A 25,088-nucleotide genomic window follows, 5' to 3' on the forward strand; every position below is an offset into this window, starting at 1 on the left:
GTGATCGCATGACTGCCACCCCCATTCCCCACCGCCCACGCTGGCGCAGCCTGGTGCTCCTGGCGCTGCTGCTCGCGCCGCTGCTCTGGCCGCTGCAGCATTTCAGCGAGCGCTACTACAGCGAGTCTCTGGCTGAGCAGAATCGCCAGACCCTCGATCTGTACGTCGCCAATCTGCTCGGCACCCTGCACCGCTACGAGGTGCTGCCGCCCATCCTGGCCGACCTGCCGCCGCTGCGGGACCTGCTTGCCGCGCCCGACAGCGAAACCCTGCGGGCCAAAGCCAATCGCGTGCTGGCTGAAGTTCGCCAGCACACAGGGGCCGATGTGATCTACCTGATGAGCCCCGCCGGCCTCACCCTGAGCTCTTCCAACTGGGATCAGACAGACAGTTTCGTCGGCCGCAGCTTTCCTTTCCGCCCTTACTTCCGCGAAGCCCTCGCAGGCAAGCAGGGCCGCTTCTTCGGCCTCGGCACCACCTCGCGCAAACGCGGTTACTTCTTCGCCAGCCCGGTACGCGACGGCACACAGATCATCGGCATACTCGTGGTGAAGGTGGATCTGGACGACGCGGAAACCCTCTGGGGCAAGACCCCGGAGCAGCTCATGGTGACCGACGCCAATGGCGTGGTGATCATCTCGTCGCGCAGCGATTGGCGCTTCCATGCCACCCGCCCGCTGGATAACGCCGAACGCTCGGCGATAGTCGCCAACCAGCCCTACCCGACCCAGGCGCCGCCACCGTTGAAACTGGACGACGGCGACTGGCTCACCCAGAGCCGCGAGCTCCGCGAAACCGGGTTGACCGCCAGCATCCTGGCCCCGCGCCAACTGGTGGACCGCCAGGTGACCACGACGGTCGCCATCGGCGGCGCCACGCTGCTGACCCTGCTGCTGCTACTCGGCCTGATGATGCAGCGCCGCCGTCACTACCTGGATCGCATCGCCCTCGACGCCAAGGCACGCCGCGAGCTGGAAATGCGCGTGCTGGAACGCACCCAGGACCTCGAGGCGCTGAACAGCCGGTTGAAGGACGAGGTGCTGGAGCGCGAGCAGGCGCAGCAGGAGCTGGTCAGCGCCCAGGACGAACTGGTTCAGGCGAGCAAACTGTCCGCCCTGGGCACCATGTCGGCGAGCATCAGCCACGAGCTGAACCAGCCCCTGGCGGCGATCCGCAGCTATGCCGACAACGCCGGGGTGCTGCTGGACCACCAGCGCCTCGACGATGCCCGCGGCAACTTGCGCCAGATCAGCGAGCTAACCGGCCGCATGGCGTCGATCATCGCCCACCTCCGTGCCTTTGCCCGTCGCGATCGTCACGCGCCGGAAAGCGTCGCGCTGCAGCCGGCCCTGGATGATGCCCTGGCCCTCGTTGCACAACGCCGCCGGGCCATGGACGTGGAACTGATCCGCGACCTGCCAGACGCACCGCTCTGGGTCCAGGCCGGTGAAACCCGACTGCGCCAGGTACTCGGCAACCTGCTCGCCAATGCCCTCGATGCGCTCAAGGAAAAACCCCATCCGCGCCGCATCTGGTTGAGCGCCGGAACCACTGCCGACGGTGTGGAATTGCACCTGCGCGACAACGGCCCCGGCTTTTCCGAAGAAGCCCTGCGCCATGCCCGCGAGCCCTTCTTCACCACCAAGACCAGCGCCCAAGGCCTTGGCCTGGGTCTCGCCATCTGCGACAGCCTGATGCGCGCTCTTGACGGCGAGTTGCTGTTCGCCAACCACCCTGACGGTGGTGCCCTGCTCACCCTGCGCATGCGCAACGCCGCGCCCGGCGTCATCCCACAGCCCCCTGAGGACCTCTCTGCATGACCAACGCCCTCGATGCCCGAACCCAGGTGCTGCTGATCGACGATGACCCGCACCTGCGCCAGGCCCTCAGCCAGACCCTCGACCTGGCAGGCCTCAAGGTGCAAGCCCTCGGCGATGCCCAGGGCGTGGCGGAGAAGATCGACAAGGACTGGCCGGGGGTGGTGGTCACCGATATCCGCATGCCCGGCATCGACGGCCTCGAATTGCTGAAGCAACTGCGCGAACGCGATCCCGATCTGCCGGTGCTGCTGATCACCGGCCATGGTGATGTTCCGCTGGCCGTCCAGGCCATGCGCGCAGGCGCCTATGACTTCCTGGAGAAACCTTTCCCCAGCGACCAGTTGCTGGACAGCGTGCACCGCGCCCTGGACCTGCGCCGCCTGGTGCTGGAAAACCGCAGCCTGCGCATGGCCCTGTCCGATCGCCAGCAACTCAGCGGGCGCCTCGTAGGGCAGTCGCCCGCCATGCAACGGTTGCGCGAGCAGATAGGCGCCCTCGCCGCCACCAATGCCGACGTGCTCATCCTGGGTGAAACTGGAGCCGGCAAGGAAGTGGTAGCCCGCGCCCTGCACGATCTGTCGGCACGCCGCGACGGACCCTTCGTCGCCATCAACGCCGGCGCCCTGGCCGAATCGGTAGTGGAGAGCGAGCTGTTCGGCCACGAACAAGGTGCGTTCACCGGCGCGCAGAAGCGCCGCATCGGCAAGTTCGAGTTCGCCAATGGCGGTACGGTATTCCTCGATGAGATCGAAAGCATGAGCCTGGATGTCCAGGTCAAGCTGTTGCGCCTGCTGCAGGAACGCGTCGTGGAGCGCCTTGGCGCCAACCAACTGATCCCACTGGATATCCGCGTGATCGCCGCGACCAAGGAGGACCTGCGCCACGCCGCCGACCAGGGCCGGTTCCGCGCCGACCTCTACTACCGCCTGAACGTGGCCAGCCTGCGCATTCCCCCCTTGCGCGAACGCGGTGAGGACGCCCTGGCGCTGTTCCAGAATTTCGCCGACGCCGCCTGCAGCCGCCACGGTGCCGCCCCGCGCAGCCTCGATAGCAGCCAGCGCGCCTTGTTGCTGACCCACGGCTGGCCGGGCAATGTCCGGGAGTTGCAGAACGCCGCGGAACGCTTCGCCCTGGGCCTGGACCTGAACCTGGACAACGCGCCGGCCAACCTGCCGACGGTGGAAGGCGGCCTGAGTGATCAAGTCGAGGCCTTCGAGCGCGCGCTGATCGCGGCCGAACTGACCCGTCCCCATGGCTCGCTGCGCAGTGTGGCCGAAGCGCTCGGCCTGCCGCGCAAGACGCTCTCGGACAAGTTGCGCAAGCACAACCTCAGCTTCAGCGGCGGGAATCCCGCAGAAGAACAGGACTGATCGGCAATATTCCGCTCATTTGCGACGTCACCTCACCACGAAGGAGCCCGGAATAGAGCGGCTGCAACCTGGTGGCACAAGGCTTGCCATCTAAACGGCAATCCCTGCAATGCGCAGGGTCAGGAGGTAGGCCCAGCCAGGGTCTGACCTCTCCCCCAGCCGGCCACAAGCCAGCAATGGGGTTCTCCTCTCGACGCCGATGGGCCAGGCCCAGAAGCACCCACCCAGCTACCCGCCGGGTGATCGAAGCCCGGCCAAGTGCCGGGCTTCTTCATTAATAAGGCTCATGGTCGCTCGAGCAGGAAGCGATCCAGGTCCACCGGCTGGCCGGGCGCAACGCCCAGCCTTTCCCGCAGGTCGGCATAGGCCTTTTCGAAGTCGGCGCGCAATTCGGGCATCGCGGCAAGCCCGGGACGGAAGCCGTATTTGCGCAATCGCAACCCCGCGCTGTGAAGGAAGTTGTAGGCGACGTCGCCGTGCAAGGAAAAGCGCTCGTGCACCGGTTTTCCAGCGATCTGCCCATGCAGCTCGAAGTTGACGAACGGGTCTCTTCCACGTTTTTCGATGTCGTATTCCAACGCCAAATCAAAGGCCGGAATTCGTCCGACGGAAGCTCGACTGATGGCAATTTGTCCTACTTTGAACATGTTTCCTCCTCTCGAAATTCCCACCCTTTCCTAGTCCAAAAATCCCCCCTTATAGCGAAATATCCCTACAAAAATATGTAATTTCCTACAAGGAATATGGGGCATTTCTGATGCAATCCAATTCGTGCAAGTTGCAACTTGAAGGCTCGGGAAAACCGGCTAGTTTGTATTAGGCGTTGCCCGGGATGGCATGCCGAACCCTCTAAATTGCTCGTTCTGGGCAGCGATCTGCAGTAACTCCCTCCCATCTACGACAGTAAGGAAATTGTCCGCATGACTCATTAGCCAGCTATTGATCTGGATCAGAACGCGGTGAACAGGCCAAGCGCTCAATAAGCACAGTTCCTACTCCGGATGGAGGTGCAAGATGTCTGAATCGTCCGACAAACTTAAACTAGGCGCCCTAGTCGCGCTGGTTGTCGGTTCAATGGTGGGCGGGGGGATTTTCTCGTTACCGCAGAACATGGCGGCCAGTGCCGATGTCGGCGCCATACTTATCGGCTGGGGCATTACCGCGGTGGGCATGCTCACCTTGGCATTCGTCTTCCAGACCCTGGCCAATCGCAAGCCGAACCTCGACGGCGGGGTGTATGCCTACGCCAAAGCCGGGTTCGGCGACTACATGGGCTTTTCCTCGGCCTGGGGCTACTGGATCAGTGCCTGGCTGGGTAACGTCGGCTACTTCGTGCTGCTGTTCAGCACCCTCGGCTACTTCTTCCCGATCTTCGGCGAAGGCAACACGCTCGCGGCCATCATCGGTGCCTCCATCGTCCTCTGGGCCGTGCACTTCCTGGTGCTACGCGGAATCAAGGAAGCAGCCTTCATCAACATGGTGACCACCGTAGCCAAGGTGGTGCCGCTGTTCCTGTTCATCCTCATCTGCCTGTTCGCCTTCAAGCTGGACATCTTCACCGCTGACATCTGGGGTTCGAAGAACATCGAACTGGGCAGCGTGATGAACCAGGTGCGCAACATGATGCTGGTCACCGTCTGGGTGTTCATCGGCATCGAAGGTGCGAGCATCTTCTCCGCACGGGCCGAGAAGCGCAGCGACGTCGGCAAGGCCACGGTGCTGGGCTTCATCATCGTGCTGCTGCTCCTGGTACTGGTTAACGTGCTGTCCCTTGGCATCATGACTCAGCCGGAACTGGCCAAACTGCAGAACCCGTCCATGGCGGCGGTGCTCGAGCACGTGGTCGGTCACTGGGGCGCCGTGCTGATCAGCGTCGGCCTGGTCATTTCCCTGGTCGGTGCCCTGCTTTCCTGGGTGCTGCTCTGCGCCGAGATCCTCTTCGCCGCAGCCAAGGACCACACCATGCCGGCCTTCATCCGCAAGGAGAACGCCAACCAGGTCCCGGCCAACGCCCTGTGGCTGACCAACGCCATGGTGCAGGTGTTCCTGATCATCACGCTGTTCAGTGCCAGCACCTACCTGTCGCTGATCTACCTGGCGACTTCCATGATCCTGGTGCCCTACCTGTGGTCGGCTGCCTACGCGGTGCTGCTGCCCCTGCGTGGCGAGACCTACGAGCAGGACGCCAAGGACCGCGGCAAGGACCTGGTCATCGGCGTCATCGCCCTGATCTACGCCGTCTGGCTGCTGTATGCCGGTGGCGTGAAGTACCTGCTGCTCTCCGCCCTGCTCTATGCACCGGGCGTGATCCTCTTTGCAAAGGCCAAACGGGAAGTTGGCCAACCGGTATTCACCAATGTCGAGAAGCTGATCTTCGCCGCCGTGGTTATCGGCGCGGTCGTGGCCGCCTACGGGCTCTACGACGGCTTCCTGACCCTGTAACTCGTAAGGAGACCTGCCATGTCCAAAGTAAAACTCGGCGTTCATTCGGAAGCCGGCAAGCTTCATAAGGTAATGGTCTGCTCGCCGGGGCTCGCGCATATGCGTCTGACCCCCAACAACTGCGACGAGCTGCTTTTCGATGACGTGATCTGGGTAAACCAGGCCAAGCGCGACCACTTCGACTTCGTCACCAAGATGCGTGAGCGCGGTATCGATGTACTGGAAATGCACAACCTGCTCACCGACATCGTGCAGAACAAGGAAGCCCTGAAATGGATCCTTGATCGCAAACTCACCAACGACCAGGTCGGCGTCGGCCTGGTCAATGAAGTGCGCTCCTGGATCGAAGGCCTGGAACCACGCAAGATCGCCGAATTCCTCATCGGCGGCGTCGCCGGCTCCGACCTGCCGGAAAGCGAAGGCGTCAGCGCGATCAAGATGTATCGCGACTACCTGGGCCACTCCAGCTTCATCCTCCCGCCGCTGCCCAACACCCAGTTCACCCGTGACACCACCTGCTGGATCTACGGCGGCGTGACCCTCAACCCGATGTACTGGCCGGCCCGTCGCCAGGAAACCCTGCTGACCTCCGCCATCTACAAGTTCCACCCGACCTTCACCGAGGCCGAGTTCGAGGTCTGGTACGGCGACCCTGACAAGGATCATGCGGCGTCCACCCTCGAGGGCGGCGACGTCATGCCGATCGGCAACGGCGTGGTACTGATCGGCATGGGCGAGCGGACTTCCCGCCAGGCCATCGGCCAGTTGGCCCAGGCGCTGTTCAGCAAGGGCGCGGCGCAGAAAATCGTCGTCGCTGGGCTACCCAAGTCCCGTGCTGCCATGCACTTGGACACCGTGTTCACCTTCTGCGACCGCGACCTGGTCACCGTCTTCCCGGAAGTGGTCAAGGAAATCGTGCCCTTCGTCCTGCGTCCGGATGAGAGCCGCCCATACGGCATCGATATCCGCCGCGAAGACAAGGACTTCATCTCGGTGGTGGCCGAGTCCCTCAACCTGAAGAAACTGCGCGTGGTGCAAACCGGCGGCGACGCCTTCGAGGCCGAACGCGAGCAGTGGGACGACGGCAACAACGTGGTCTGCCTGGAGCCCGGCGTGGTCGTCGGCTACGACCGCAACACCTACACCAACACCCTGCTGCGCAAGGCCGGTGTTGAAGTCGTCACCATCAGCGCCAGCGAACTGGGCCGCGGCCGTGGCGGCGGCCACTGCATGACCTGCCCGATCCTGCGCGACCCGATCGATTACTGAGTTGATATCCCCTGGCGGCTCCCAACCCCCGGAGCCGCCCGCCCCGCCAGCCAAAAGCTGTTCTGACGGAGCCTGGTTTCAAGTTACTCACAAGGAGAAAGAATCATGGCTTTCAACATGCACAACCGTAACCTGCTCAGCCTCATGCACCACAGCACCCGCGAGCTGCGTTACCTGCTCGACCTCTCCCGCGACCTGAAACGCGCCAAGTACACCGGTACCGAGCAACAGCACCTCAAGGGCAACAACATCGCGCTGATTTTCGAGAAGACCTCGACCCGCACCCGTTGCGCCTTCGAAGTGGCCGCCTATGACCAGGGCGCCAACGTCACCTACATCGATCCGAATTCCTCGCAGATCGGCCACAAGGAGAGCATGAAGGACACCGCTCGCGTGCTTGGCCGCATGTACGACGCCATCGAGTACCGTGGCTTCAAGCAGGAAATCGTCGAAGAACTCGCCAAGTACGCCGGCGTGCCGGTGTTCAACGGCCTGACCGACGAATACCACCCGACCCAGATGCTGGCGGACGTGCTGACCATGCGTGAGCACAGCGACAAGCCTCTGCATGAAATCAGCTATGCCTACCTGGGCGACGCCCGCAACAACATGGGCAACTCCCTGCTGCTGATTGGCGCCAAGCTCGGCATGGATGTGCGCATTGCCGCACCCAAGGAACTGTGGCCGACCGACGAGCACGTCGCCGCCTGCAAGAAGTTCGCGGAAGAAAGCGGCGCACGCATCCTCATCACTGACGATCCGAAGGAAGCGGTCAAGGGCGTTGACTTCATCCATACCGACGTCTGGGTTTCCATGGGCGAGCCGGTGGAAGCCTGGGGCGAACGCATCCAGGAACTGCTGCCCTACCAGGTCAACATGGACATGATGAAAGCGGCCGGCAATCCGCGCGTGAAGTTCATGCACTGCCTGCCTGCGTTCCACAACAGCGAAACCAAGGTCGGCAAGGAAATCGCCGCGAAGTACCCGAACCTGAAAAACGGTATTGAAGTCACCGAAGACGTCTTCGAGTCGCCGTACAACATCGCCTTCGAGCAAGCGGAGAACCGCATGCACACCATCAAGGCGATCCTCGTTTCGACCCTCGCCGACATGTAAGTCCCGATACGCCCCGGACCGCGACGCGCTCGCCGGTCCGGGACGCATTCCATCCCCAGGAGGAAATCAATATGCGTATCGTCGTCGCATTGGGCGGTAACGCCCTGCTACGTCGTGGCGAACCCATGACTGCCGACAACCAGCGCGCCAACGTGAAGATCGCCGCCGAGCAGATTGCCAAGGTCGCACCGGGCAACGAACTGGTGATCGCCCACGGCAACGGCCCGCAAGTGGGCCTGCTGGCCCTGCAGGGCGCTTCGTACGACAAGGTCGCGCCCTACCCGCTGGACGTTCTCGGCGCCGAGACCGAGGGCATGATCGGCTACATGATCGAACAGGAAATGGGCAACCTGCTGCCGTTCGAAGTGCCGTTCGCCACCATCCTCACCCAGGTCGAAGTCGACGCCAAGGACCCGGCCTTCCAGAATCCGACCAAGCCCATCGGCCCGGTCTACGCCAAGGAAGAGGCCGAAGCCCTGGCCAAGGAGAAGGGCTGGAGCATCGCCCCCGATGGCGACAAATTCCGCCGTGTGGTCGCCAGCCCGCGTCCGAAGCGCATCTTCGAGATTCGCCCGGTCAAATGGCTGCTGGAGAAAGGCACCATCGTCATCTGCGCAGGCGGTGGCGGCATCCCGACCATGTATGACGAGTCGGGCAAGAAGCTCTCCGGCGTCGAAGCGGTAATCGACAAGGACCTCTGCTCCTCGCTGCTGGCCCAGGAGCTCAATGCCGACGTGCTGATCATCGCCACCGACGTGGACGCGGCCTATATCGACTGGGGCAAGCCCACTCAGAAAGCCATCGCCCAGGCCCACCCGGACGAACTGGAACGCCTCGGCTTCGCCGCTGGTTCCATGGGTCCGAAAGTCCAGGCCGCCATGGAGTTCGCCCGTCTCACTGGCAAGGACGCGGTGATCGGCTCCCTGGAAAACATCGTGGCGATCACCGAAGGCAAGTCCGGTACCCGCGTCAGCACCAAGAAAGCCGGCATCGAGTACCGCTGATCGCGAGGCACCCTCCCCTGTGGGGGCGAATTCATTCGCAAAGGGCAGCGCAGCTGCCCTCGGATATCCCGGAAAGCAGGCCTGCGGTCTGCTCAGCGATTGAAATCGCCCCCACAAGGTTGCTTCCCTCCCCCTCCGCATTGCGCCCCTCAATCATTCCGCCGAATGACCAAAGGAGTGACTTGATAGTCACACCCCGCGTCAGGTAGACATCCCGTTCATTCGAGCTGCCACCTGGCTCATGCCACCTGGCCCGTGACGCTTGACCCCGCAAATTGCCGCCCCGACACGCGGCGCCCCGTGGGCAAGCCCTCCCGCAGGCATGAGATGGTCTTTTTGAGGAGTTTCCGAGAGATGTCCCGACTTCCAGTGATTGTGGGTTTTGGCGGCTACAACGCGGCTGGGCGAAGCTCGTTCCACCACGGCTTCCGCCGCATCGTGATCGAGACCCTGGACGCCCAGGCCCGCCAGGAAACCCTGGCCGGCCTCGCCGTGATGACGAAGCTGGTATCGGTGACCGATGGCCAGTACCACGATGCCGACGGCAAGGTCCTGACCCTGGCGGAGATCGAAGCCCGCTACGCCGCCGAGATCCTCGACGCGACCCTGGTTCGCCGCATCGGCAAGCAACACCTGGATGTAGACGCCGCTCACTGGCACAAGAACCTCAGCGTTTCGGCCACCGATGGCGAGGCCCTCAGCTTCATCACCTCGCGCAAACAACTCCCCGAGCCGCTGCCGGCCAATTGGGACGTGGAAACCCTGGACAACGGTGAAGTGCGCGTGACCCTGAAGGGCACCTCCGACTTCAAGGTGGACAGCTACCGTGAGCTGCCGGTGAAGTCCGCCGGCCAACTGCCCACCGGTTTCGAGCCGGGGGAACTGTACAACTCCCGCTTCCACCCGCGCGGCCTGCAGATGTCGGTGGTCGCGGCGACCGACGCCATCCGTTCCATCGGCCTGCCGTGGAAGGACATCGTCGACCGCGTGCAGCCCGACGAAATCGCCGTGTTCTCCGGCAGCATCATGAGCCAGCTGGACGAGTTCGGATTCGGCGGCATGATGCAGTCGCGCCTCAAGGGCAGCCGCGTCACCGCCAAGCAGTGCCCGCTTGGCCTGAACACCATGCCCGCCGACTTCATCAACGCCTACGTGCTGGGCAGCGTCGGCACCACCGGCAGCGTCACTGGTGCGTGCGCCACCTTCCTCTACAACTTGCAGAAGGGCATCGAGCTCATCACCTCCGGCCACGCCCGTGTGGTCCTGGTGGGCAATGCCGAGGCGCCAATCAATCAGGAATGCATCGACGGCTACGGCGCCATGGGCGCCCTGGCGACCGAGGAAGGCCTGCGCCAGGTCGGCGGCCGCGAGGACGTCGACTTCCAACGTGCCAGCCGCCCCTTCGGCGAAAACTGCGGCTTTACGCTGGCCGAGTCCAGCCAGTACGTGGTGCTGATGGACGACGCGTTGGCCCTGGAACTGGGCGCGGATATCCATGGTGCAGTGACCGATGTGTTCATCAACGCCGACGGCTTCAAGAAATCCATCTCCGCTCCCGGCCCGGGCAACTACCTGACCCTGGCCAAGGCCGTGGCTGCCGCCACCCAGCTGATCGGCCCGGATGGCGTGCGCGAGCGCAGCTTCGTCCATGCCCACGGCTCCAGCACCCCGGCCAACCGCGTCACCGAGTCCGAGCTGCTGGACCGCGTTGCCGGTGCGTTCGGCATCGAAGGATGGCCTGTTGCGGCGGTCAAGGCCTACGTCGGTCACTCCCTGGCCACCGCCAGCGGCGACCAAGTGATCGCTGCCCTGGGCACCTTCAAGTACGGCATCCTGCCGGGCATCAAGACCATTGACCGCGTGGCCGACGACGTCCATCGCCAGCACCTGTCCATCGAAACCCGTGATCGGGTCCTGGGCGATCGCCAAATGGACGTCTGCTTCATCAACTCCAAGGGCTTTGGCGGCAACAACGCCACTGGCGTCGTCATTTCCCCGCGCCTGGCCGAGAAGATGCTGAAGAAGCGCCATGGCGAAGCGGCCTTCTCCGCCTACAACGCCAAGCGCGAGCAGACCCGCGCCAACGCCGAGGAATACGATCGCCGCGCGCGCCTGGGCGAGTTGGACATCATCTACAACTTCGGCAACGACCTGATCGACGAGCAACAGATCGAACTGAGCCCCGAAGGTATCCAGGTTCCCGGCTTCGCCCAGACCCTGCGCTACAAGAAGGACGAGCGCTTCGCCGATATGCTCGACTGAGGCGATTTCTGTGGATAACCGTAGGATGGGTAGAGCCTGCGAAACCCATCGATCGTGGTGATGGGTTTCGCTTCGCTCTACGCCATCCTACGAGTGAAGCGACCGCCACGAAAAAGGGCCCCTCGGGGCCCTTTTTCGTTTCTGGCGTGCTCAGTCCAGCGCGCGCGCCAGCTGAATCAGCTCAGCCCGCCATTCGGCGGCAACCGGCAGCGCCAGGAAGGACGGGTTGAGGAAGTTCTCGCGAGCCTCATAAGTAAGGGGTTCCCCGGAGAGATTCAGCACCTCGCCACCCGCACCTTCGAGCACGCCCTGGGCGGCGGCGGTGTCCCACTGCGAAGTGGGCGCGAGACGCGGATAGCAGTCCGCTGACCCTTCGGCGAGCAGGCAGAACTTCAGCGAACTGCCGATACTGGCCAGCTGCAGATCACCGAAGCGTTCGCACAGCCCCGCCAGCAGGCGCTCCTGCGCCGGGCTCGAATGGCGCTTGCTGGCCACCACGGTGAACGCTTCGTCTGGCGCGATGCGTACCGCGATTTCGTCGGCCTCGTACTCTTCATCCTCACTCCAGGCGCCAAGGCCAGCGCCGCCGTAGTAGCAGCGTCCGGTCACCGGCATGCCGACCACACCGAAGACCACCCGGCCACCTTCTATCAGCGCCACGTTGACGGTGAACTCATCACTGCCGGAGATGAACTCCTTGGTGCCATCCAGCGGGTCCACCAGCCACCAGCGCTGCCAGCTGGCACGCTCGGCCAGGGGGATGTTGGCCGCCTCTTCGGAAAGGACCGGAATGCTCGCATCCAGTGCCGTCAGCCCGGCATCGAGGACTTTGTGAGCGGCGAGATCGGCGGCCGTCACGGGCGAAGCGTCGTCCTTCTCGGTAACGTCCAGGTCACCCCCCCAGAAAGGCAGGATGGCATCGCCAGCCTGGCGCACCAGTTCGATCACGGCGGGAAGCAAGGGATGGTTCAAGGTTGATACTCCCCACGTTGGGTCAGGATGTCTCGTGTCAGGTATAGCGCAGCCAGGGCGCGACCCTCGCTGAATTGCTGGTGCTGGGCGAGGCTGGAAAGCTCGCGCAGGCTGATGCGGTCGACCCGCAGCGGTTCCGGCTCATCACCGGGCAGGCTTTCCTCGTAGAGATCGCGGGCCAGGACCACCTGGATCTTCTGGCTCATGTAACCGGGGGAGAGGGACAACTCGGTGAGGTGCTCCAGCTTGCGCGCACCGAACCCGGCTTCTTCCTTGAGCTCGCGGTTGGCGGCGGCGAGTACTTCCTCGCCCGGTTCAATCAACCCCTTGGGCAGGGACAGTTGGTAGTCGTCGGTGCCGGCGCAGTATTCCTCCACCAGCAGCACGTGTTCGGCATCGGCCATGGCCACCACCATCACGGCACCGTAACCGGAGCCCTTGCCCACCAGGCGTTCGTAGGTGCGCTCGACGCCATTGGCGAAACGCAACTGCAATTCCTCGACACGGAACAGGCGGCTGCTGGCGACTATCTCGCGAGCGAGCACCGTGGGCTTCTGACGCATAACGGACTCCTTGGCATGACCGGCGGGTTATCATACTCCGCCTTTGTCGAATGTCCCCGCCGGAGATTGCGTGCCCGCGACGGCCAGCGACGCAAGGACGACAGCCACCCGCAACCACCGATACCGCCCATGCCGCAATTGCCCTGGAATGCAATCGACACCGTCCTCCTCGACATGGACGGCACCCTGCTCGACCTGCACTTCGACAACCACTTCTGGATGGAGTACCTGCCGCAACGCTATGCCGAGCATCACGGCATCAGCCGCGCGCTGGCCGACGCCGAGTTGCTGCCGCTGTTCCGCGACAACGCCGGACAGCTGAACTGGTACTGCACGGACTTCTGGAGTCGCGAGCTGCGCCTGTCGATCCGCGATCTCAAGCGCGAGGTCGCGCACCTGATCGCCCTGCGGCCGGATGCCGACTTCTTCCTCGCCGCGTTGCGCCGCGCAGGCAAGCGTGTGGCGCTGATCACCAACGCCCACCGCGATTCGCTGTCACTGAAAATGGAACGCGTCGAGCTGGCGCCCTGGTTCGACCGCCTGATCAGCTCCCACGATTACGGCTTCCCCAAGGAAGACCAGCAGTTCTGGCACGCCCTGCAACAGGATTTCGGCTTCGACGCGGCCCGCAGCCTGTTCGTCGACGACAGCCTGCCGATCCTGCGCAGCGCGCGGCAGTATGGCATCGCCCAGTTGCTGGCGGTGCGCGAGCCGGACAGCCGCAAGGGCCCGAAGGACACCGAGGAGTTCGCCGCAGTGGAGAACTACCGGACGCTCGTGGAAGGCCTCTGACAAGCCTTCAGCAGCCCGAAGTCATTCCCGACGCGCAGCAGATCGTCATTCAGGGATGCGCAGCACCTGCCCCGGATAAATCTTGTCCGGGTGCGAGAGCATCGGCTTGTTGGCCTCGAAAATCTTGTTGTAGGCATTGGCGTTGCCGTACTCGGCCTTGGCAATGGCGCTCAGGGTGTCGCCCTTCTTCACCGTGACGAAACGTGCCGGAGTCACGGCAGGCGCGCTGACGCTGATCTGGTCTTCGACCTTGGCCACGCCCGCGACATTGCCCAGGGCCAGAAGGATCTTCTCTTTCTCTTCCTGGGTCGCGACTTCGCCACGGGCGATCACCTTGTCACCTTCCACCGTCAGCTCGATCGCAGGATTGCCCAAGCCCACCTTGGCCACATGTTCCTTCAGCGCATCGGCAGCCTGGGCCTCCTGGCCCACCAGGGTTTCCCACAGCTTCACACCCGCTCCTTTGACAAAGTCGAAGATGCCCATGACAGATCCTCTCGTTCCACAGGGATGGCGCACCTGGCGCCTGGGAGGTGCAAGTCTAGACGGCCGTTCCAGCTCGACCGCCCGATGGCGACGACAGGCTAGAATTCCGCTGCACATCAAGGAGCCGGCATGGACATCAAGCAACTGAAGTTCCTCATCGCGCTGGAGGAAACCCGCCATTTCGGCCAGGCCGCCGCGCGCTGCCACGTCACTCAGCCGACGCTGTCCATGCGCCTGCGCAGCCTGGAAGAGGAGCTCGGCCTGGAACTGGTGATCCGTGGCCAGCGCTTCGAAGGTTTCACCGATGCCGGCCAGCGTGTTCTGGCCTGGGCACGCACCCTGCTCGCCGCCCATGACGGTCTCTACGCCGAAGCGGCGGCCTGTCGCGGCCAACTGGTCGGGACCTTGCGCCTCGGGGTAGTGCCGCTGGCCGGATTCGACCCGATGCGCCTGGTGGAAGCTTTCTCGGCACCGCACCCGAACTTGCGCTTCCAGCTGTTTTCCATGAGCTCCGAGCAGATTCTCGAAGGCCTGGCGCGCAATCAGCTGGACCTTGGCCTGTCCTATCTCGACCGCCTGGATCGCGAGCACTTCGAGAGCCTGGAACTGGCACAGGCCCGCATGGGCCTTCTGCACGATCGCCGGCACTTCAGCTTCGAAACCTCGGCCCTGCCATGGGAAAGCCTGGTGGACCTGCCCCTGGGCCTGCTCTCGGGCGGCATGCACTTCCGCCAATCCATCGACCATGGTTTCCGCAGCCGGGGCCTATCGCCCCAGCCGAGGCTGGAAACCGATGCCGTCCATCAGTTGCTGCAGGCCGTCAGCGCCGGACTGTGCTGCGCCATCATGCCGCTGGACAGCGGTCTCGACGATTTCACCGAGCACCTGACACTGATCCCCATAGAGGACGCCCGCACCCTGGCCCCACTGGGCCTGATCCTGCGACGTGGCGCCCCGCGCTCGGCTCTGGCGGATGCCTGTTTCTCCGAAGCGCGGGCCTTGCTGGCGCTCGATACGTCTAGCCGATAGACGCGCTCGATCAATGAATCGGGAATAGCGATTAGACGCCCGTACCAGGCGGGCCTAGGATGGCTGAGTCAATCCGTCGCAGGGGGCAGAACCATGCCAAACCCAGACGCCAAGTGCCATCTCACCGCTGTGGATAACCCGCCCGAACCAACCGGCTACCAATATGCCGAGCTGGATGGCGAAGCGCGCGTGGAAGATGCCGCCCTGGCCGAAGAGTGCGCCCTGGCGATTTCCTACAACGGCATCAGTTATGCCGTGATGATGGTTTCCCCTAGTGCCCTGGAAGATTTCGTCGCGGGTTTCAGCCTGAGCAGCGCCGTGGTCCAGTCAATCGACGATATCTATGACATTCAGCTCGAAGGCGAAGGCATCGCCTTGCACGCGGAGGTGGATATCGGTAATCGCGCCTTCTGGTCGCTCAAGGAGCAACGCCGCAATCTGGCCGGCACCACCGGCTGCGGACTCTGCGGCGTCGAAGCGCTGGAACAGGCGCTGCCGGAACTGCGCTCGCTGAACCCAGCGCCCTTGCCGCCGGCCGAGCACTTCATCGACCTGCGCCAACGCATCAACGCCGCGCAGGAACTGGCCCGGCGCAGCGGCGCACTGCACGCCGCCCTGTTCGTCGATGGCAACGGCGAGTTGCGCCTCTGCCGCGAAGACATCGGCCGCCACAACGCCCTCGACAAGCTCATCGGCGCCCTGCTGCGACAAGGTCTGGACCCACGCGCCGGTTTCGCCGTGGTCACCAGCCGCTGCAGCCTGGAACTTATCCACAAGGCGGTGCGCGCGGGCTTGTCCACCCTGGTCAGCCTGTCCGCCCCCACCACCCTGACCGTGGAATGGGCACGCCGCCACAACCTCAATCTCATCCATTTGCCCCATCACAGCGCCCCGCGGGTCTACAGCCCGGCGCCGCAATCGAAAGCCGACATCGAATGAGCCTGCAACCCGTAAACCCCCGCTACAAACCCTACAAAGGTGCTGCGGCCGGCTGGGGTGCGCTGAAAAGCGTCACCCGCTTCTGGCTGGACAGCAAACAGCCGTTCAAGAACCTCCGCGCCCTGCTCAAGACCAACCAGAACGGCGGCTTCGACTGCCCCGGATGCGCCTGGGGAGACTCCCCCGAGGACGGCCGCGTCAAGTTCTGCGAGAACGGCGCCAAGGCGGTCAACTGGGAAGCCACCAAGCGCCGGGTGGATGCCGCCTTCTTCGCCCGCTACAGCGTCAGCCAACTGCGCGACCAGAGCGACTATTGGCTCGAATACCAGGGTCGCCTGACCCAGCCGATGCGCTACGACCGCCAGACCGACCACTACGTGCCGGTCAGCTGGGAGCATGCCTTCGCCCTGGTGGCACGCCATCTGCGCAACCTGGAAAGCCCGCACCTGGCGGAGTTCTACACCTCCGGCCGCGCCAGCAACGAAGCGGCCTATCTGTATCAGCTCTTCGTCCGTGCCTTCGGCACCAACAACTTCCCCGACTGCTCGAACATGTGTCACGAGGCCAGCGGCGTTGCGCTAATCCAGAGCGTCGGGGTCGGCAAGGGCAGCGTGACCTTCCACGACTTCGAACATGCCGACGCCATCTTCGTGTTCGGCCAGAACCCGGGCACCAATCATCCACGCATGCTTGAGCCGCTTCGCGAAGCCGTACAAAGAGGCGCGCAGGTGGTCTGCTTCAATCCGCTCAAGGAGCGCGGCCTGGAACGATTCCAGCACCCGCAACATGCCCTGGAGATGCTCAGCAACGGCTCGCGACCGCTCAATACCGCATTCTTCCGCCCTGCGCTGGGCGGCGATATGGCGGCCATTCGCGGCATCGCCAAGTTCCTGCTGCAGTGGGAGCGCGAGGCCCAGGCGAGCGGCGAGACGCCGGTGTTCGACCACGACTTCATCGCCGAACACACCCTCGGCGTCGACGCTTACCTGGCTGAAGTGGATGCCACGCCCTGGGCGCAGATCGAGGCGCAATCAGGCCTGACGCTGGAAGAAATCGAGATATCCGCGCGCATCTACCGCGATGCCCGCAACGTGATCGTCTGCTGGGCGATGGGTATCACCCAGCACCGCCATTCGGTGCCGACCATCCAGGAACTCGTCAACCTGCAACTTCTGCGCGGTAACGTCGGCCGCCCCGGCGCCGGCCTGTGCCCGGTGCGCGGTCACAGCAACGTGCAGGGCGATCGCACCATGGGCATCAATGACCGGCCGCCCGCGGCGCTGCTCGATGCCCTGGAGAAACGCTTCGGCTTCCAGGTCCCCCGGGACAACGGCCACAACACCGTGGAAGCGATCAACGCCATGCTCGAGGGTCATGCGAAGGTCTTCATCGGCCTCGGCGGCAACTTCGCCCAGGCGACGCCGGACAGCTCCCGCACCCATGCCGCGTTGCAGAACTGCGAACTGACCGTACAGATCAGCACCAAGCTCAACCGCAGCCACCTGACCGTTGGCCAGGAAGCGCTGATCCTGCCCTGCCTCGGCCGTACCGATATCGACCGCCAGCTGGATGGCCCGCAGGCCGTGACGGTGGAAGATTCCTTCAGCATGATTCATGCGTCTTACGGCCAGTTGGAGCCGTCTTCCCGCGAGATGCGTTCCGAGCCGGCCATCATTGCCGGCATCGCCAAGGCCACCCTGGGCGACCATCCGGTGGATTGGGACGCCCTGATCGCCAACTACGACCGCATCAGGGATCTGATCGCCGAGACCATTCCCGGCTTCGTAGACTTCAACCGCCGCGTGCAGAATCCCGGTGGTTTCTACCTGGGCAACAGCGCCAACGCCCGGCGCTGGACGACCCAGACCGGCCGCGCCAACTTCAAATCGAACCCGCTACCGGCCGACCTGCTCCACGAGAAGGTACGCAGCACCGGCGAAACGCCGCACCTGATCCTGCAGACCCTGCGCTCCCACGACCAGTACAACACCACCATCTACGGCCTCGACGACCGCTATCGCGGCGTGCGCGGCCAGCGCGATGTGGTCTTCGCCAACGAGGCCGACATTCGCCGACTGGGCTTTGAACCCGGGCAGAAGGTGGACATGGTCACGCTTTGGGACGACGGTGTGGAACGCCGCGTATCCGACTTCAGCCTGCTGGCCTTCGACATCCCGGCCGGACAGGCTGCCGCCTACTACCCGGAAACCAACCCGTTGGTACCGCTGGAAAGTTACGGCGACGGCAGTTACACCCCGACCTCCAAGTTCGTGGCCATCCGCCTCGAAGCCTCTCGCGACAGCAGCCGCATCCTCTGAGGATGCGGCTTCGCCTGCCCAATAGCGCCCGTGCGCGCACACGAATTCGCCGCAGTCCGAGTGTCGGACTGCGGCGAATATCAATTTGAAACTTAAGTAGTGGAAGTTTGATTCTCGAACTTAACTATTAAGAAACAATTTGAAATACGGAATCAATGCCTATATAAAGTCTCGACGGAACTTTATGTTCATGGGCACTTCGCCAGTACCTGAAAAGACCCGAAAGACGCGAAAAATGCGGGCGGGAATAGGTCTCAGACAGCCCGAATCGAAAAAAGTTCTGCCGAGAAATCAGATAATTAAAAAAATTAGAAAAGTTGATACTTTTCGTCGCTCGCTACTTGCGTAAGTAAATTCCCACAGTAAATATCGCCTCACCAAAACCACTGAGGCGATCCTCACCATGAAGTACACCTCGATCCTTCTTCTGTCTCTTGGCCTCGCCAGCGGCAGCGTCTTCGCAGGCGGCAATACCGACGCCGGTATTGGCGGCGCGCTGGGCGGGGTTGTGGGGTCCGTTGTCGGCAACGCAGTCGGCGGCAGCACTGGCGCAGCGATTGGCGCCGGCGTGGGTGGTGCAGCAGGCGGCGCAGTAGCGGCCCCGAAACGTAACCGTACCGAAGCTGCCATTGGCGGTGGTCTGGGCGCTGCAGGCGGCCAGGTTGTTGGCCGGCAAATGGGCGGCACCACTGGCGGCCTGATCGGCGCGGCCCTTGGTGGCGGCGCCGGCGGTGCCCTCGGCAACGAGTTCGGTGACCGTAACCGCTACGACGATGACGACTACGATGATGACCATCGCCACTATCGTCGTGCCTACCGCGACCACCCCGGTCGTGGACACGCCTGGGGCCATCGCAAGCACAAGCACAAGCACCACGGTGATTGGGACGACTGATCAACCCCGCAAACAAAAAAGCCCGCTTGATGCGGGCTTTTTCAAGGCCTGAGGTCTGGTCGAGCGACAGCCACCCCTCCCGATTCCAAAATTCGACTTCTGTCATGAGTGCCGGCCAAGCGGCGGGACCATGGCTCACCTTTTTGAAATGGAGACTCAGCAACATGCGTAAAGCAGTAACCGCCCTTGCCCTCAGCCTTTTGGCCACTCAGGCCGTAGTGGCCGGCGAAACCACCAACAATGCCATCGGTGGCGGCCTCGGCGGCGTCCTTGGCAACGTTGTTGGCAACGCTGTTGGCGGCAGCACTGGTGCGGCCATCGGCGCCGGCCTGGGTGGCGCAGCGGGTGGCGCCATGACCGCCAAGAGCGGCCGCAAGACCGAAGCCGCCATCGGCGGTGGCCTGGGCGCAGCGGGTGGCTCGGTAGCCGGTCGCGCACTGGGCGGTTCCACCGGTTCCGCCATCGGCGCGGGCCTGGGTGGCGCAGCAGGCGGCGCCATCGCCACCGAGCTGACCAAAGACGATCACGACGGTCACAATCACAAGCACCGCAAGCATCGCCACTGATTGATGCACCCATGAAAAAGCCCGGCATTTGCCGGGCTTTTTTGTTGCTGGGCGAAGTCAGCTGATCTGCTGTTCGGCGCGCGCCTCATCCACGTCGCCGCTGGCCATGCAGGCAGCCGCAGTGAAGAGAACGTCAGTCGATGAATTCAGCGCCGTCTCGGCAGCGTCCTGGAGGATGCCGATGATGAAGCCCACGGCCACGACCTGCATCGCCACTTCGCTGGGGATGCCGAACAGGCTGCAGGCCAGCGGAATCAGCAGCAGCGAACCACCCGCCACGCCGGAAGCGCCACAGGCGCAGATGGAGGCCACGATGCTGAGCAGGATCGCGGTGGGAATGTCGACGACAATGCCCAGGGTCTTCACCGCCGCCAGGGTCAGCACAGTGATGGTGATGGCGGCACCGGCCATGTTGATGGTGGCGCCCAGCGGGATGGAGACCGAGTAGGTGTCTTCGTGCAGGCCCAGCTTCTCCGCCAGTTGCAGGTTGACCGGGATGTTGGCCGCCGAGCTGCGGGTGAAGAAGGCCGTGATGCCGCTTTCACGCAGGCAGGTCAGCACCAGCGGATAGGGGTTGCGGCGAATCTTCGAGAACACGATCAGCGGATTCACGACGAAGGCCACGAACAGCATGCAGCCCAGCAACACCGCCAGCAGGTGGGCGTAGTCGGCCAGCACGCCAATGCCGTTCTCGGCGAGGGTCGAAGCCACCAGGCCGAAGATGCCCAGCGGGGCGAAGCTGATCACCACGCGGACGATCAGCGACACACCATGGGACAGGTCGCTGAACACGTTGCGGGTGGTTTCACTGCCCTGGCGGATGGCAATGCCCAGGCCCACGGCCCAGACCAGGATGCCAATGAAGTTGGCCTCCATCAGCGCCGTCACCGGGTTGGCCACGGCACTGCCCAGCAGGCTCAGCAACACTTCGGAGATATTGCCGGGCGGCGCCAGGTCAGCGGCACCGGTGCTCAGGGTGATGGTCGAAGGGAAGACGCTGGATGCCATCACCGCCACCACGGCGGCGGAGAACGTGCCGATCAGGTAGAGCGCGAGGATCGGACGGATGTGCGTCCGCTCGCCCGGCTTGTGGTTGGCAATGGCGGCGATCACCAGGATGAACACCAGCACAGGTGCCACGGCCTTCAGGGCCATGACGAAGAGCTTGCCGAGCAGGCCAACGGCGCTGGCGTACTGGGGAGCGGTCAGGGCGAGGGCGATGCCGGCGATCAGGCCGATGATGATCCGGGTCACCAGGCTGGTGCGTTTCAAGCGTTGCAGGATGGAGCCGTTTACATGAGTCATGGCAGGTACCGCAGAACGTTCGGGCCGCACGACGAGCCGGCCCGGGGTGGACATTGAACCCCGATGACACCCCGTCCTGGCTGTTCCAGATCAAGCGGAAAAGAAAAAGCCGGACCGCGCGGTTCAGTACCTCGCAGCCGGGTGGGTCAATCGGGTTTGGCGCGCATTGTGCGGATTCACGCCAGCGATGGATAGAGCGGGTGGACGCTCGGGGCTCTGCATGTCGCGATTTCGGCCATTTCAGGTCGAATGGCTGAAAGTTGTCCATGGACTGAAAGACAGCGGGGATCTGAGTTTGTGGGGGCGAATTCATTCGCTAAGAGCGGCGTAGCTCCCCCCTGGATGTCTGCATAGCGAATGAATTCGCCCCCCCACAGGAAAAGCAGTCGGTCAGGTTGCAATCACCAGTTCCGCCAACGCCGCCCGCAGCGTCTCGGGAATCGGCACCGGCCGGTTGCTTTCGCGGTCGACGAACACATGCACGAAGCGTCCGGCCGCGCAGGCCTCGCTCTCGCCCTGCTTGAAAATCGCCAGTTCGTATTGCACCGAACTGTTGCCCAGCTTGCCCACTCGCAGCCCGACCTCGATGCGGTCGGGGAAGGCGATGGAGGCGAAGTAATCGCAGGACGAGCTCACCACGAAGCCCACCACGCCGCCTTCATGGATATCCAGCCCACCCTGTTCGATCAGGTAGGTGTTCACGGCACTGTCGAAGAAGCCGTAATAGACCACGTTGTTCACATGGCCGTAGATGTCGTTGTCGTGCCAGCGCGTGGTGATGGGCTGGAAGTGGCGGTAGTCGCCGCGCAGGTGCTCGGGTTGGCTCATGGGGTTCCTGGGTTCGGTTGGATCGGTTCATGTAGGAGCGAGCTTGCTCGCGAACGGCTGCATTCGCCAGCAAGCTGGCTCCTACCGGAGGTTCAGTAGGCGGCTTGGTAGATAGCCAGGGCCTGCGCTTCGCTGACCTCGCGCGGATTATTTACCAGCAGGCGCTGTTGCAACATGGCATCACTGGCCAGACGCGGCAGCATCGCCTCAGGCACACCTGCATCACGCAAGCGCGTGGGCAATCCACTGCGCTCGCTGAAGGCGGCGAGCTCGTGGATCAACTGCTCGGTGAGTTCCGCCTCGCTGCCCGGCTTGAGTTTGCTACCGAGCACCAGCGGCGCCAGCTCCGCGTAGAGCGGTGCAGCCACTTCGGCGTTGAAGCGGAGCACGTGGGGCAGCACCAGGGCGTTGGACAGGCCATGGGGAATGTGGAAATGCCCGCCCAGCGGATAGGCCAGCGCATGCACGGCCGCCACCGGAGCATTGGCAAACGCCTGGCCGGCGAGGCAGGCACCCAGCAGCATCGCCTGGCGCGCTTCGCGGTTACGGCCGTCCTGGACCACGGCATCGAGGTTGCCGGCCAGGAGGCGCAAGGCCTCGCGCCCCAGCAGGTCAGACAACGGATTCTTCTTCAGCTTGCTGGTGTAGGACTCGATGGCATGGACCATCGCGTCGATGCCAGTGGCTGCCGTGACCGCCGCCGGCAGGCCGAGGGTCAGGTCGGCGTCCAGCAGGGCGAGGTCGGGCAGCAGCAGCGGCGACACGACGCCCATCTTGGTGGTCTCGCCAGTGGTGACGATGGCAATGGGCGTCACCTCGGAACCGGTGCCGGCGGTTGTCGGCACCTGCAGCAGCGGCAGGCGCCGGCCTCGCGCGTTGCCCACGCCGTAGATGTCCGCCAGCCCCTGCTGGCAGTCGGGATGAGCCAGCAGCGCCACCAGCTTGGCCACGTCCATCGAACTGCCACCGCCGAAACCCACCACCAGTTGGGCGCCGAGGACTTTCGCCAGCTCCACGGCCTCCAGCACCACCGCCTCGGGCGGATCGGCCTGGACCTGGTCGTAGACCGCAACGCTGAGGCCCGCGAGGGCGAAGCCGAGAAGGATATCGTCCAGCATGCCGAGCCGGGTGATACCGGGATCGGTCACCAGCAGGACGCGTTGGGCGTCGCGCTCGCGGCAAAGGTCGGCAAGGCGTGTGGCCGAGCCGGATTCGCAAAGAATCTGCGCGGTGGTAGCGAAGCTGAAGGGCTGCATCCGGGCGTCCTCCCTTGTTGTTGTCGAGGCGCACCGCGAGCACGCGGCACGCCGGTTCACGCCGTCAGAACGCGAAATGTGCCTCGGGCAGTGCCATCAGACAGTCCGCGCCGCCCAACAGGGCTTCACGATGGCTGCTGGCACGCGGCAGCACGCGACGCATGTAGAAGCGCGCGCTGTGCAACTTGGCCTGGTAGAAATCCGCCTCCGAGGTGCCAGACTCCAGGGCGTCCTGGGCGCGCGCCGCGGCTTGCAACCAGAAGCCCGCCAATAGCACATAGGCCGAGTACTGGAGGAAGTCCACCGAGGCGGCACCGATTTCTTCCGGGTTCTCCCGCACCCGATCCAGCAGGGTCGCGCTCAAGCCGCGCCATTCCTGCAGGCGTGCCAATACGGCGCCCGCCAGTTCGGCCACTTCGGTACGTTCCAGTTGGGCATCGGCCAGGGCGGCGAATTCGTCCTGCAAGGCGGCCAGCTCGGCACCACCGTCGCCCATCAGCTTGCGGCGGATCAGGTCCAGCGCCTGGATGCCGTTGGTGCCTTCGTAGAGTTGGGTGATGCGGCTGTCGCGCATCAGTTGCTCCATGCCCCACTCGCGGATGAAGCCGTGACCGCCGTAAACCTGCACGCCGAGGCTGGCCACTTCCTGGCCCATATCGGTGAAGAAGGCCTTGACGATGGGAATCAGCAGCGCCGCACGCCGGCCAGCCGCCTTGCGTTGCATTGCGTCCGGGTGGCCGTGTTCCAGGTCCAGCTGGCGGGCGCAGTAGACGGCCAGCATGCGGCTGCCTTCCACCAGGGTCTTCTGGGTCAGCAGCATGCGCCGCACATCGGGGTGGTGGATGATCGGGTCAGCCGGTTTGTCCGGCGCCGCCGGCCCGCTGAGGGCACGGGATTGCAGGCGCTCGCGGGCATAGGCCAAGGCACCCTGGAAAGCCTGCTCACCGATGCCGAGCCCTTGCAGGCCGACCTGGAAGCGCGCGTCATTCATCATGGTGAACATGCAGGCCAGGCCCTGGTTGGCTTCGCCGATCAGCCAGCCGGTGGCACCGTCGAAGTTCATCACGCAGGTGGCGGCGCCCTTGATGCCCATCTTGTGCTCGATGGCGCCGCAGCCCAGGGCGTTCTTCGCCCCCGGCGTACCATCCGCATTGGCGATGAACTTGGGCACCAGCAGCAGGCTGATGCCCTTCACTCCAGCCGGGGCATCCGGCAGGCGCGCCAGCACCAGGTGGACGATGTTTTCGGAGAGGTCCTGCTCGCCGCCGCTGATGAAGATCTTGCTGCCACTGACCTTGTAGCTGCCGTCGGCCTGGGGCTCGGCGCGCGTGCGCAGCAGCGCCAGATCGGTGCCGGCCTGGGGTTCGGTGAGGCACATGGTGCCGGCCCATTGGCCGCTCACCAGTTTTTCCAGGTAAGCCTGCTTGAGCGCATCGCTGCCGTGCTTGTACAGCGCCAGCACGGCACCTTCGGTGAGTCCGGAGTAGACGCGGAACGACAGGCTGGCGCCCATCAGCATCTCGTGGAAGTTGCAGGCGACCATCTGCGGGAAGCCTTGGCCGCCGTACTCCTGCGGCCCAGTCATGCTGGCCCAGCCGTTGTCGCAGTACTGCCGATAAGCCTCGCGGAAGCCCTTGGGCGTCGTCACTGCACCCTGTTCCAGGGTCACGCCTTCTTCGTCGCTGTTGCGGTTCAGTGGCGACACCACTTCGCCCGCATAGCGCGCGCCCTCTTCCAGCACACCGTCGATCAGTTCGCGGTCCAGGCCGTTGGCCAGCAGTTCGCAGTGGGCGGCGACATCGAAGAGCTCATGGAGTACGAAGCGCATATCGCGCAGGGGTGCCTTGTAAGCCATG

General features: G+C 63.9%; 21 protein-coding genes. 13 read left to right on the forward strand and 8 right to left on the reverse strand.

What is annotated here, in order from left to right:
• Window positions 1–8: 8 nt before the first annotated feature.
• Complete coding sequence (locus E8E95_RS27115) at window positions 9–1,820, forward strand: ATP-binding protein (protein WP_280355266.1); 1,812 nt, start codon at window positions 9–11, stop codon at window positions 1,818–1,820.
• Entirely contained in the window at window positions 1,817–3,190 is a 1,374-nt protein-coding gene (locus tag E8E95_RS27120) for a sigma-54 dependent transcriptional regulator (RefSeq protein ID WP_280355267.1), read from the forward strand. The genes E8E95_RS27115 and E8E95_RS27120 overlap by 4 nt, the downstream gene beginning before the upstream one ends.
• 284 nt (window positions 3,191–3,474) lie before the next feature.
• Here E8E95_RS27120 and E8E95_RS27125 read toward each other — a convergent pair whose 3' ends face one another.
• A complete protein-coding gene (locus E8E95_RS27125) occupies window positions 3,475–3,837 on the reverse strand; it encodes a DUF5064 family protein (RefSeq protein WP_280355269.1) in 363 nt (120 codons plus the stop codon).
• A 367-nt stretch (window positions 3,838–4,204) separates the two neighbouring features.
• On the opposite strand from E8E95_RS27125, the gene arcD reads away from it, so the two are divergent.
• From arcD to E8E95_RS27150, 5 genes are all read left to right on the forward strand, one after another.
• Window positions 4,205–5,632, forward strand: coding sequence for an arginine-ornithine antiporter (arcD, locus tag E8E95_RS27130; protein ID WP_179061233.1), 1,428 nt, complete (start codon window positions 4,205–4,207; stop codon window positions 5,630–5,632).
• An 18-nt stretch (window positions 5,633–5,650) separates the two neighbouring features.
• On the forward strand, window positions 5,651–6,901 hold the full coding sequence (arcA, locus tag E8E95_RS27135; protein WP_077525667.1) for an arginine deiminase: 1,251 nt from the start codon (window positions 5,651–5,653) through the stop codon (window positions 6,899–6,901).
• A 105-nt stretch (window positions 6,902–7,006) separates the two neighbouring features.
• Entirely contained in the window at window positions 7,007–8,017 is a 1,011-nt protein-coding gene (locus E8E95_RS27140) for an ornithine carbamoyltransferase (RefSeq protein WP_280355272.1), read from the forward strand.
• Between the two features lie 71 nt (window positions 8,018–8,088).
• Entirely contained in the window at window positions 8,089–9,021 is a 933-nt protein-coding gene (arcC, locus tag E8E95_RS27145) for a carbamate kinase (RefSeq protein WP_179061235.1), read from the forward strand.
• 354 nt (window positions 9,022–9,375) lie between these two features.
• Window positions 9,376–11,283, forward strand: coding sequence for a beta-ketoacyl synthase (locus tag E8E95_RS27150; protein ID WP_280355275.1), 1,908 nt, complete (start codon window positions 9,376–9,378; stop codon window positions 11,281–11,283).
• A 150-nt stretch (window positions 11,284–11,433) separates the two neighbouring features.
• On the opposite strand, the gene cysQ is transcribed toward E8E95_RS27150, so the two are convergent.
• Together cysQ and nudE are read right to left on the reverse strand one after the other, a co-directional pair.
• Window positions 11,434–12,255, reverse strand: a complete 822-nt coding sequence (gene cysQ, locus E8E95_RS27155) for a 3'(2'),5'-bisphosphate nucleotidase CysQ (protein ID WP_280355277.1) — start codon at window positions 12,253–12,255, stop codon at window positions 11,434–11,436.
• Window positions 12,252–12,818, reverse strand: coding sequence for an ADP compounds hydrolase NudE (gene nudE / locus E8E95_RS27160; RefSeq protein ID WP_120654057.1), 567 nt, complete (start codon window positions 12,816–12,818; stop codon window positions 12,252–12,254). Before nudE ends, cysQ begins: the two co-directional genes overlap by 4 nt.
• Window positions 12,819–12,947: 129 nt before the next feature.
• Here nudE and yrfG point away from each other — a divergent pair, with 129 nt between their 5' ends.
• Window positions 12,948–13,610, forward strand: a complete 663-nt coding sequence (gene yrfG / locus E8E95_RS27165; RefSeq protein ID WP_280355442.1) for a GMP/IMP nucleotidase — start codon at window positions 12,948–12,950, stop codon at window positions 13,608–13,610.
• Between the two features lie 45 nt (window positions 13,611–13,655).
• On the opposite strand, the gene lysM is transcribed toward yrfG, so the two are convergent.
• Complete coding sequence (lysM, locus tag E8E95_RS27170; protein WP_280355280.1) at window positions 13,656–14,096, reverse strand: peptidoglycan-binding protein LysM; 441 nt, start codon at window positions 14,094–14,096, stop codon at window positions 13,656–13,658.
• Window positions 14,097–14,225: 129 nt separating this feature from the next.
• Between lysM and E8E95_RS27175 the strand changes: the two genes are divergently transcribed.
• The 5 genes from E8E95_RS27175 (at window position 14,226) to E8E95_RS27195 (ending at window position 19,843) form a co-directional block, all read left to right on the forward strand.
• On the forward strand, window positions 14,226–15,125 hold the full coding sequence (locus E8E95_RS27175; protein WP_280355281.1) for a LysR family transcriptional regulator: 900 nt from the start codon (window positions 14,226–14,228) through the stop codon (window positions 15,123–15,125).
• 93 nt (window positions 15,126–15,218) lie between these two features.
• Complete coding sequence (gene fdhD / locus E8E95_RS27180) at window positions 15,219–16,064, forward strand: formate dehydrogenase accessory sulfurtransferase FdhD (protein ID WP_280355282.1); 846 nt, start codon at window positions 15,219–15,221, stop codon at window positions 16,062–16,064.
• The gene (locus tag E8E95_RS27185; protein WP_280355284.1) at window positions 16,061–18,382 is read left to right on the forward strand and encodes an FdhF/YdeP family oxidoreductase; all 2,322 of its coding nucleotides are present in this window, start codon (window positions 16,061–16,063) and stop codon (window positions 18,380–18,382) included. Before fdhD ends, E8E95_RS27185 begins: the two co-directional genes overlap by 4 nt.
• Before the next feature lie 403 nt (window positions 18,383–18,785).
• Complete coding sequence (locus E8E95_RS27190) at window positions 18,786–19,277, forward strand: hypothetical protein (protein ID WP_280355286.1); 492 nt, start codon at window positions 18,786–18,788, stop codon at window positions 19,275–19,277.
• A 164-nt stretch (window positions 19,278–19,441) separates the two neighbouring features.
• Window positions 19,442–19,843, forward strand: a complete 402-nt coding sequence (locus tag E8E95_RS27195) for a glycine zipper domain-containing protein (RefSeq protein ID WP_179061243.1) — start codon at window positions 19,442–19,444, stop codon at window positions 19,841–19,843.
• Window positions 19,844–19,900: 57 nt separating this feature from the next.
• Here E8E95_RS27195 and sstT read toward each other — a convergent pair whose 3' ends face one another.
• The 4 genes from sstT to E8E95_RS27215 form a co-directional block, all read right to left on the reverse strand.
• Window positions 19,901–21,148 (reverse strand): serine/threonine transporter SstT, encoded by a 1,248-nt coding sequence (gene sstT, locus E8E95_RS27200; RefSeq protein ID WP_280355287.1) that lies wholly within the window; start codon window positions 21,146–21,148, stop codon window positions 19,901–19,903.
• A gap of 390 nt (window positions 21,149–21,538) precedes the next feature.
• The gene (locus E8E95_RS27205; RefSeq protein WP_280355289.1) at window positions 21,539–21,976 is read right to left on the reverse strand and encodes a thioesterase family protein; all 438 of its coding nucleotides are present in this window, start codon (window positions 21,974–21,976) and stop codon (window positions 21,539–21,541) included.
• A gap of 92 nt (window positions 21,977–22,068) precedes the next feature.
• Window positions 22,069–23,232: an iron-containing alcohol dehydrogenase gene (locus E8E95_RS27210; protein WP_280355290.1), complete on the reverse strand. Its 1,164-nt coding sequence runs from the start codon at window positions 23,230–23,232 to the stop codon at window positions 22,069–22,071.
• Window positions 23,233–23,296: 64 nt separating this feature from the next.
• Window positions 23,297–25,087, reverse strand: a complete 1,791-nt coding sequence (locus E8E95_RS27215) for an acyl-CoA dehydrogenase C-terminal domain-containing protein (protein ID WP_280355292.1) — start codon at window positions 25,085–25,087, stop codon at window positions 23,297–23,299.
• Between the last annotated feature and the right edge of the window lies 1 nt (window position 25,088).

This window comes from Pseudomonas sp. BN414 (assembly GCF_029871275.1).
In the GTDB taxonomy this organism is placed as follows: domain Bacteria; phylum Pseudomonadota; class Gammaproteobacteria; order Pseudomonadales; family Pseudomonadaceae; genus Metapseudomonas; species Metapseudomonas resinovorans_C.

Excerpts from the sequence above, each read along its gene's own strand:
- E8E95_RS27115 (WP_280355266.1), top strand. The coding sequence starts at position 9 with ATGACTGCCACCCCCATTCCCCACCGCCCACGCTGGCGCAGCCTGGTG.
- E8E95_RS27120 (WP_280355267.1), top strand. The coding sequence starts at position 1,817 with ATGACCAACGCCCTCGATGCCCGAACCCAGGTGCTGCTGATCGACGAT.
- E8E95_RS27125 (WP_280355269.1), bottom strand. The coding sequence starts at position 3,837 with ATGTTCAAAGTAGGACAAATTGCCATCAGTCGAGCTTCCGTCGGACGA.
- arcD (WP_179061233.1), top strand. The coding sequence starts at position 4,205 with ATGTCTGAATCGTCCGACAAACTTAAACTAGGCGCCCTAGTCGCGCTG.
- arcA (WP_077525667.1), top strand. The coding sequence starts at position 5,651 with ATGTCCAAAGTAAAACTCGGCGTTCATTCGGAAGCCGGCAAGCTTCAT.
- E8E95_RS27140 (WP_280355272.1), top strand. The coding sequence starts at position 7,007 with ATGGCTTTCAACATGCACAACCGTAACCTGCTCAGCCTCATGCACCAC.
- arcC (WP_179061235.1), top strand. The coding sequence starts at position 8,089 with ATGCGTATCGTCGTCGCATTGGGCGGTAACGCCCTGCTACGTCGTGGC.
- E8E95_RS27150 (WP_280355275.1), top strand. The coding sequence starts at position 9,376 with ATGTCCCGACTTCCAGTGATTGTGGGTTTTGGCGGCTACAACGCGGCT.
- nudE (WP_120654057.1), bottom strand. The coding sequence starts at position 12,818 with ATGCGTCAGAAGCCCACGGTGCTCGCTCGCGAGATAGTCGCCAGCAGC.
- yrfG (WP_280355442.1), top strand. The coding sequence starts at position 12,948 with ATGCCGCAATTGCCCTGGAATGCAATCGACACCGTCCTCCTCGACATG.
- lysM (WP_280355280.1), bottom strand. The coding sequence starts at position 14,096 with ATGGGCATCTTCGACTTTGTCAAAGGAGCGGGTGTGAAGCTGTGGGAA.
- E8E95_RS27175 (WP_280355281.1), top strand. The coding sequence starts at position 14,226 with ATGGACATCAAGCAACTGAAGTTCCTCATCGCGCTGGAGGAAACCCGC.
- fdhD (WP_280355282.1), top strand. The coding sequence starts at position 15,219 with ATGCCAAACCCAGACGCCAAGTGCCATCTCACCGCTGTGGATAACCCG.
- E8E95_RS27185 (WP_280355284.1), top strand. The coding sequence starts at position 16,061 with ATGAGCCTGCAACCCGTAAACCCCCGCTACAAACCCTACAAAGGTGCT.
- E8E95_RS27190 (WP_280355286.1), top strand. The coding sequence starts at position 18,786 with ATGAAGTACACCTCGATCCTTCTTCTGTCTCTTGGCCTCGCCAGCGGC.
- E8E95_RS27195 (WP_179061243.1), top strand. The coding sequence starts at position 19,442 with ATGCGTAAAGCAGTAACCGCCCTTGCCCTCAGCCTTTTGGCCACTCAG.
- sstT (WP_280355287.1), bottom strand. The coding sequence starts at position 21,148 with ATGACTCATGTAAACGGCTCCATCCTGCAACGCTTGAAACGCACCAGC.
- E8E95_RS27205 (WP_280355289.1), bottom strand. The coding sequence starts at position 21,976 with ATGAGCCAACCCGAGCACCTGCGCGGCGACTACCGCCACTTCCAGCCC.
- E8E95_RS27210 (WP_280355290.1), bottom strand. The coding sequence starts at position 23,232 with ATGCAGCCCTTCAGCTTCGCTACCACCGCGCAGATTCTTTGCGAATCC.
- E8E95_RS27215 (WP_280355292.1), bottom strand. The coding sequence starts at position 25,087 with ATGGCTTACAAGGCACCCCTGCGCGATATGCGCTTCGTACTCCATGAG.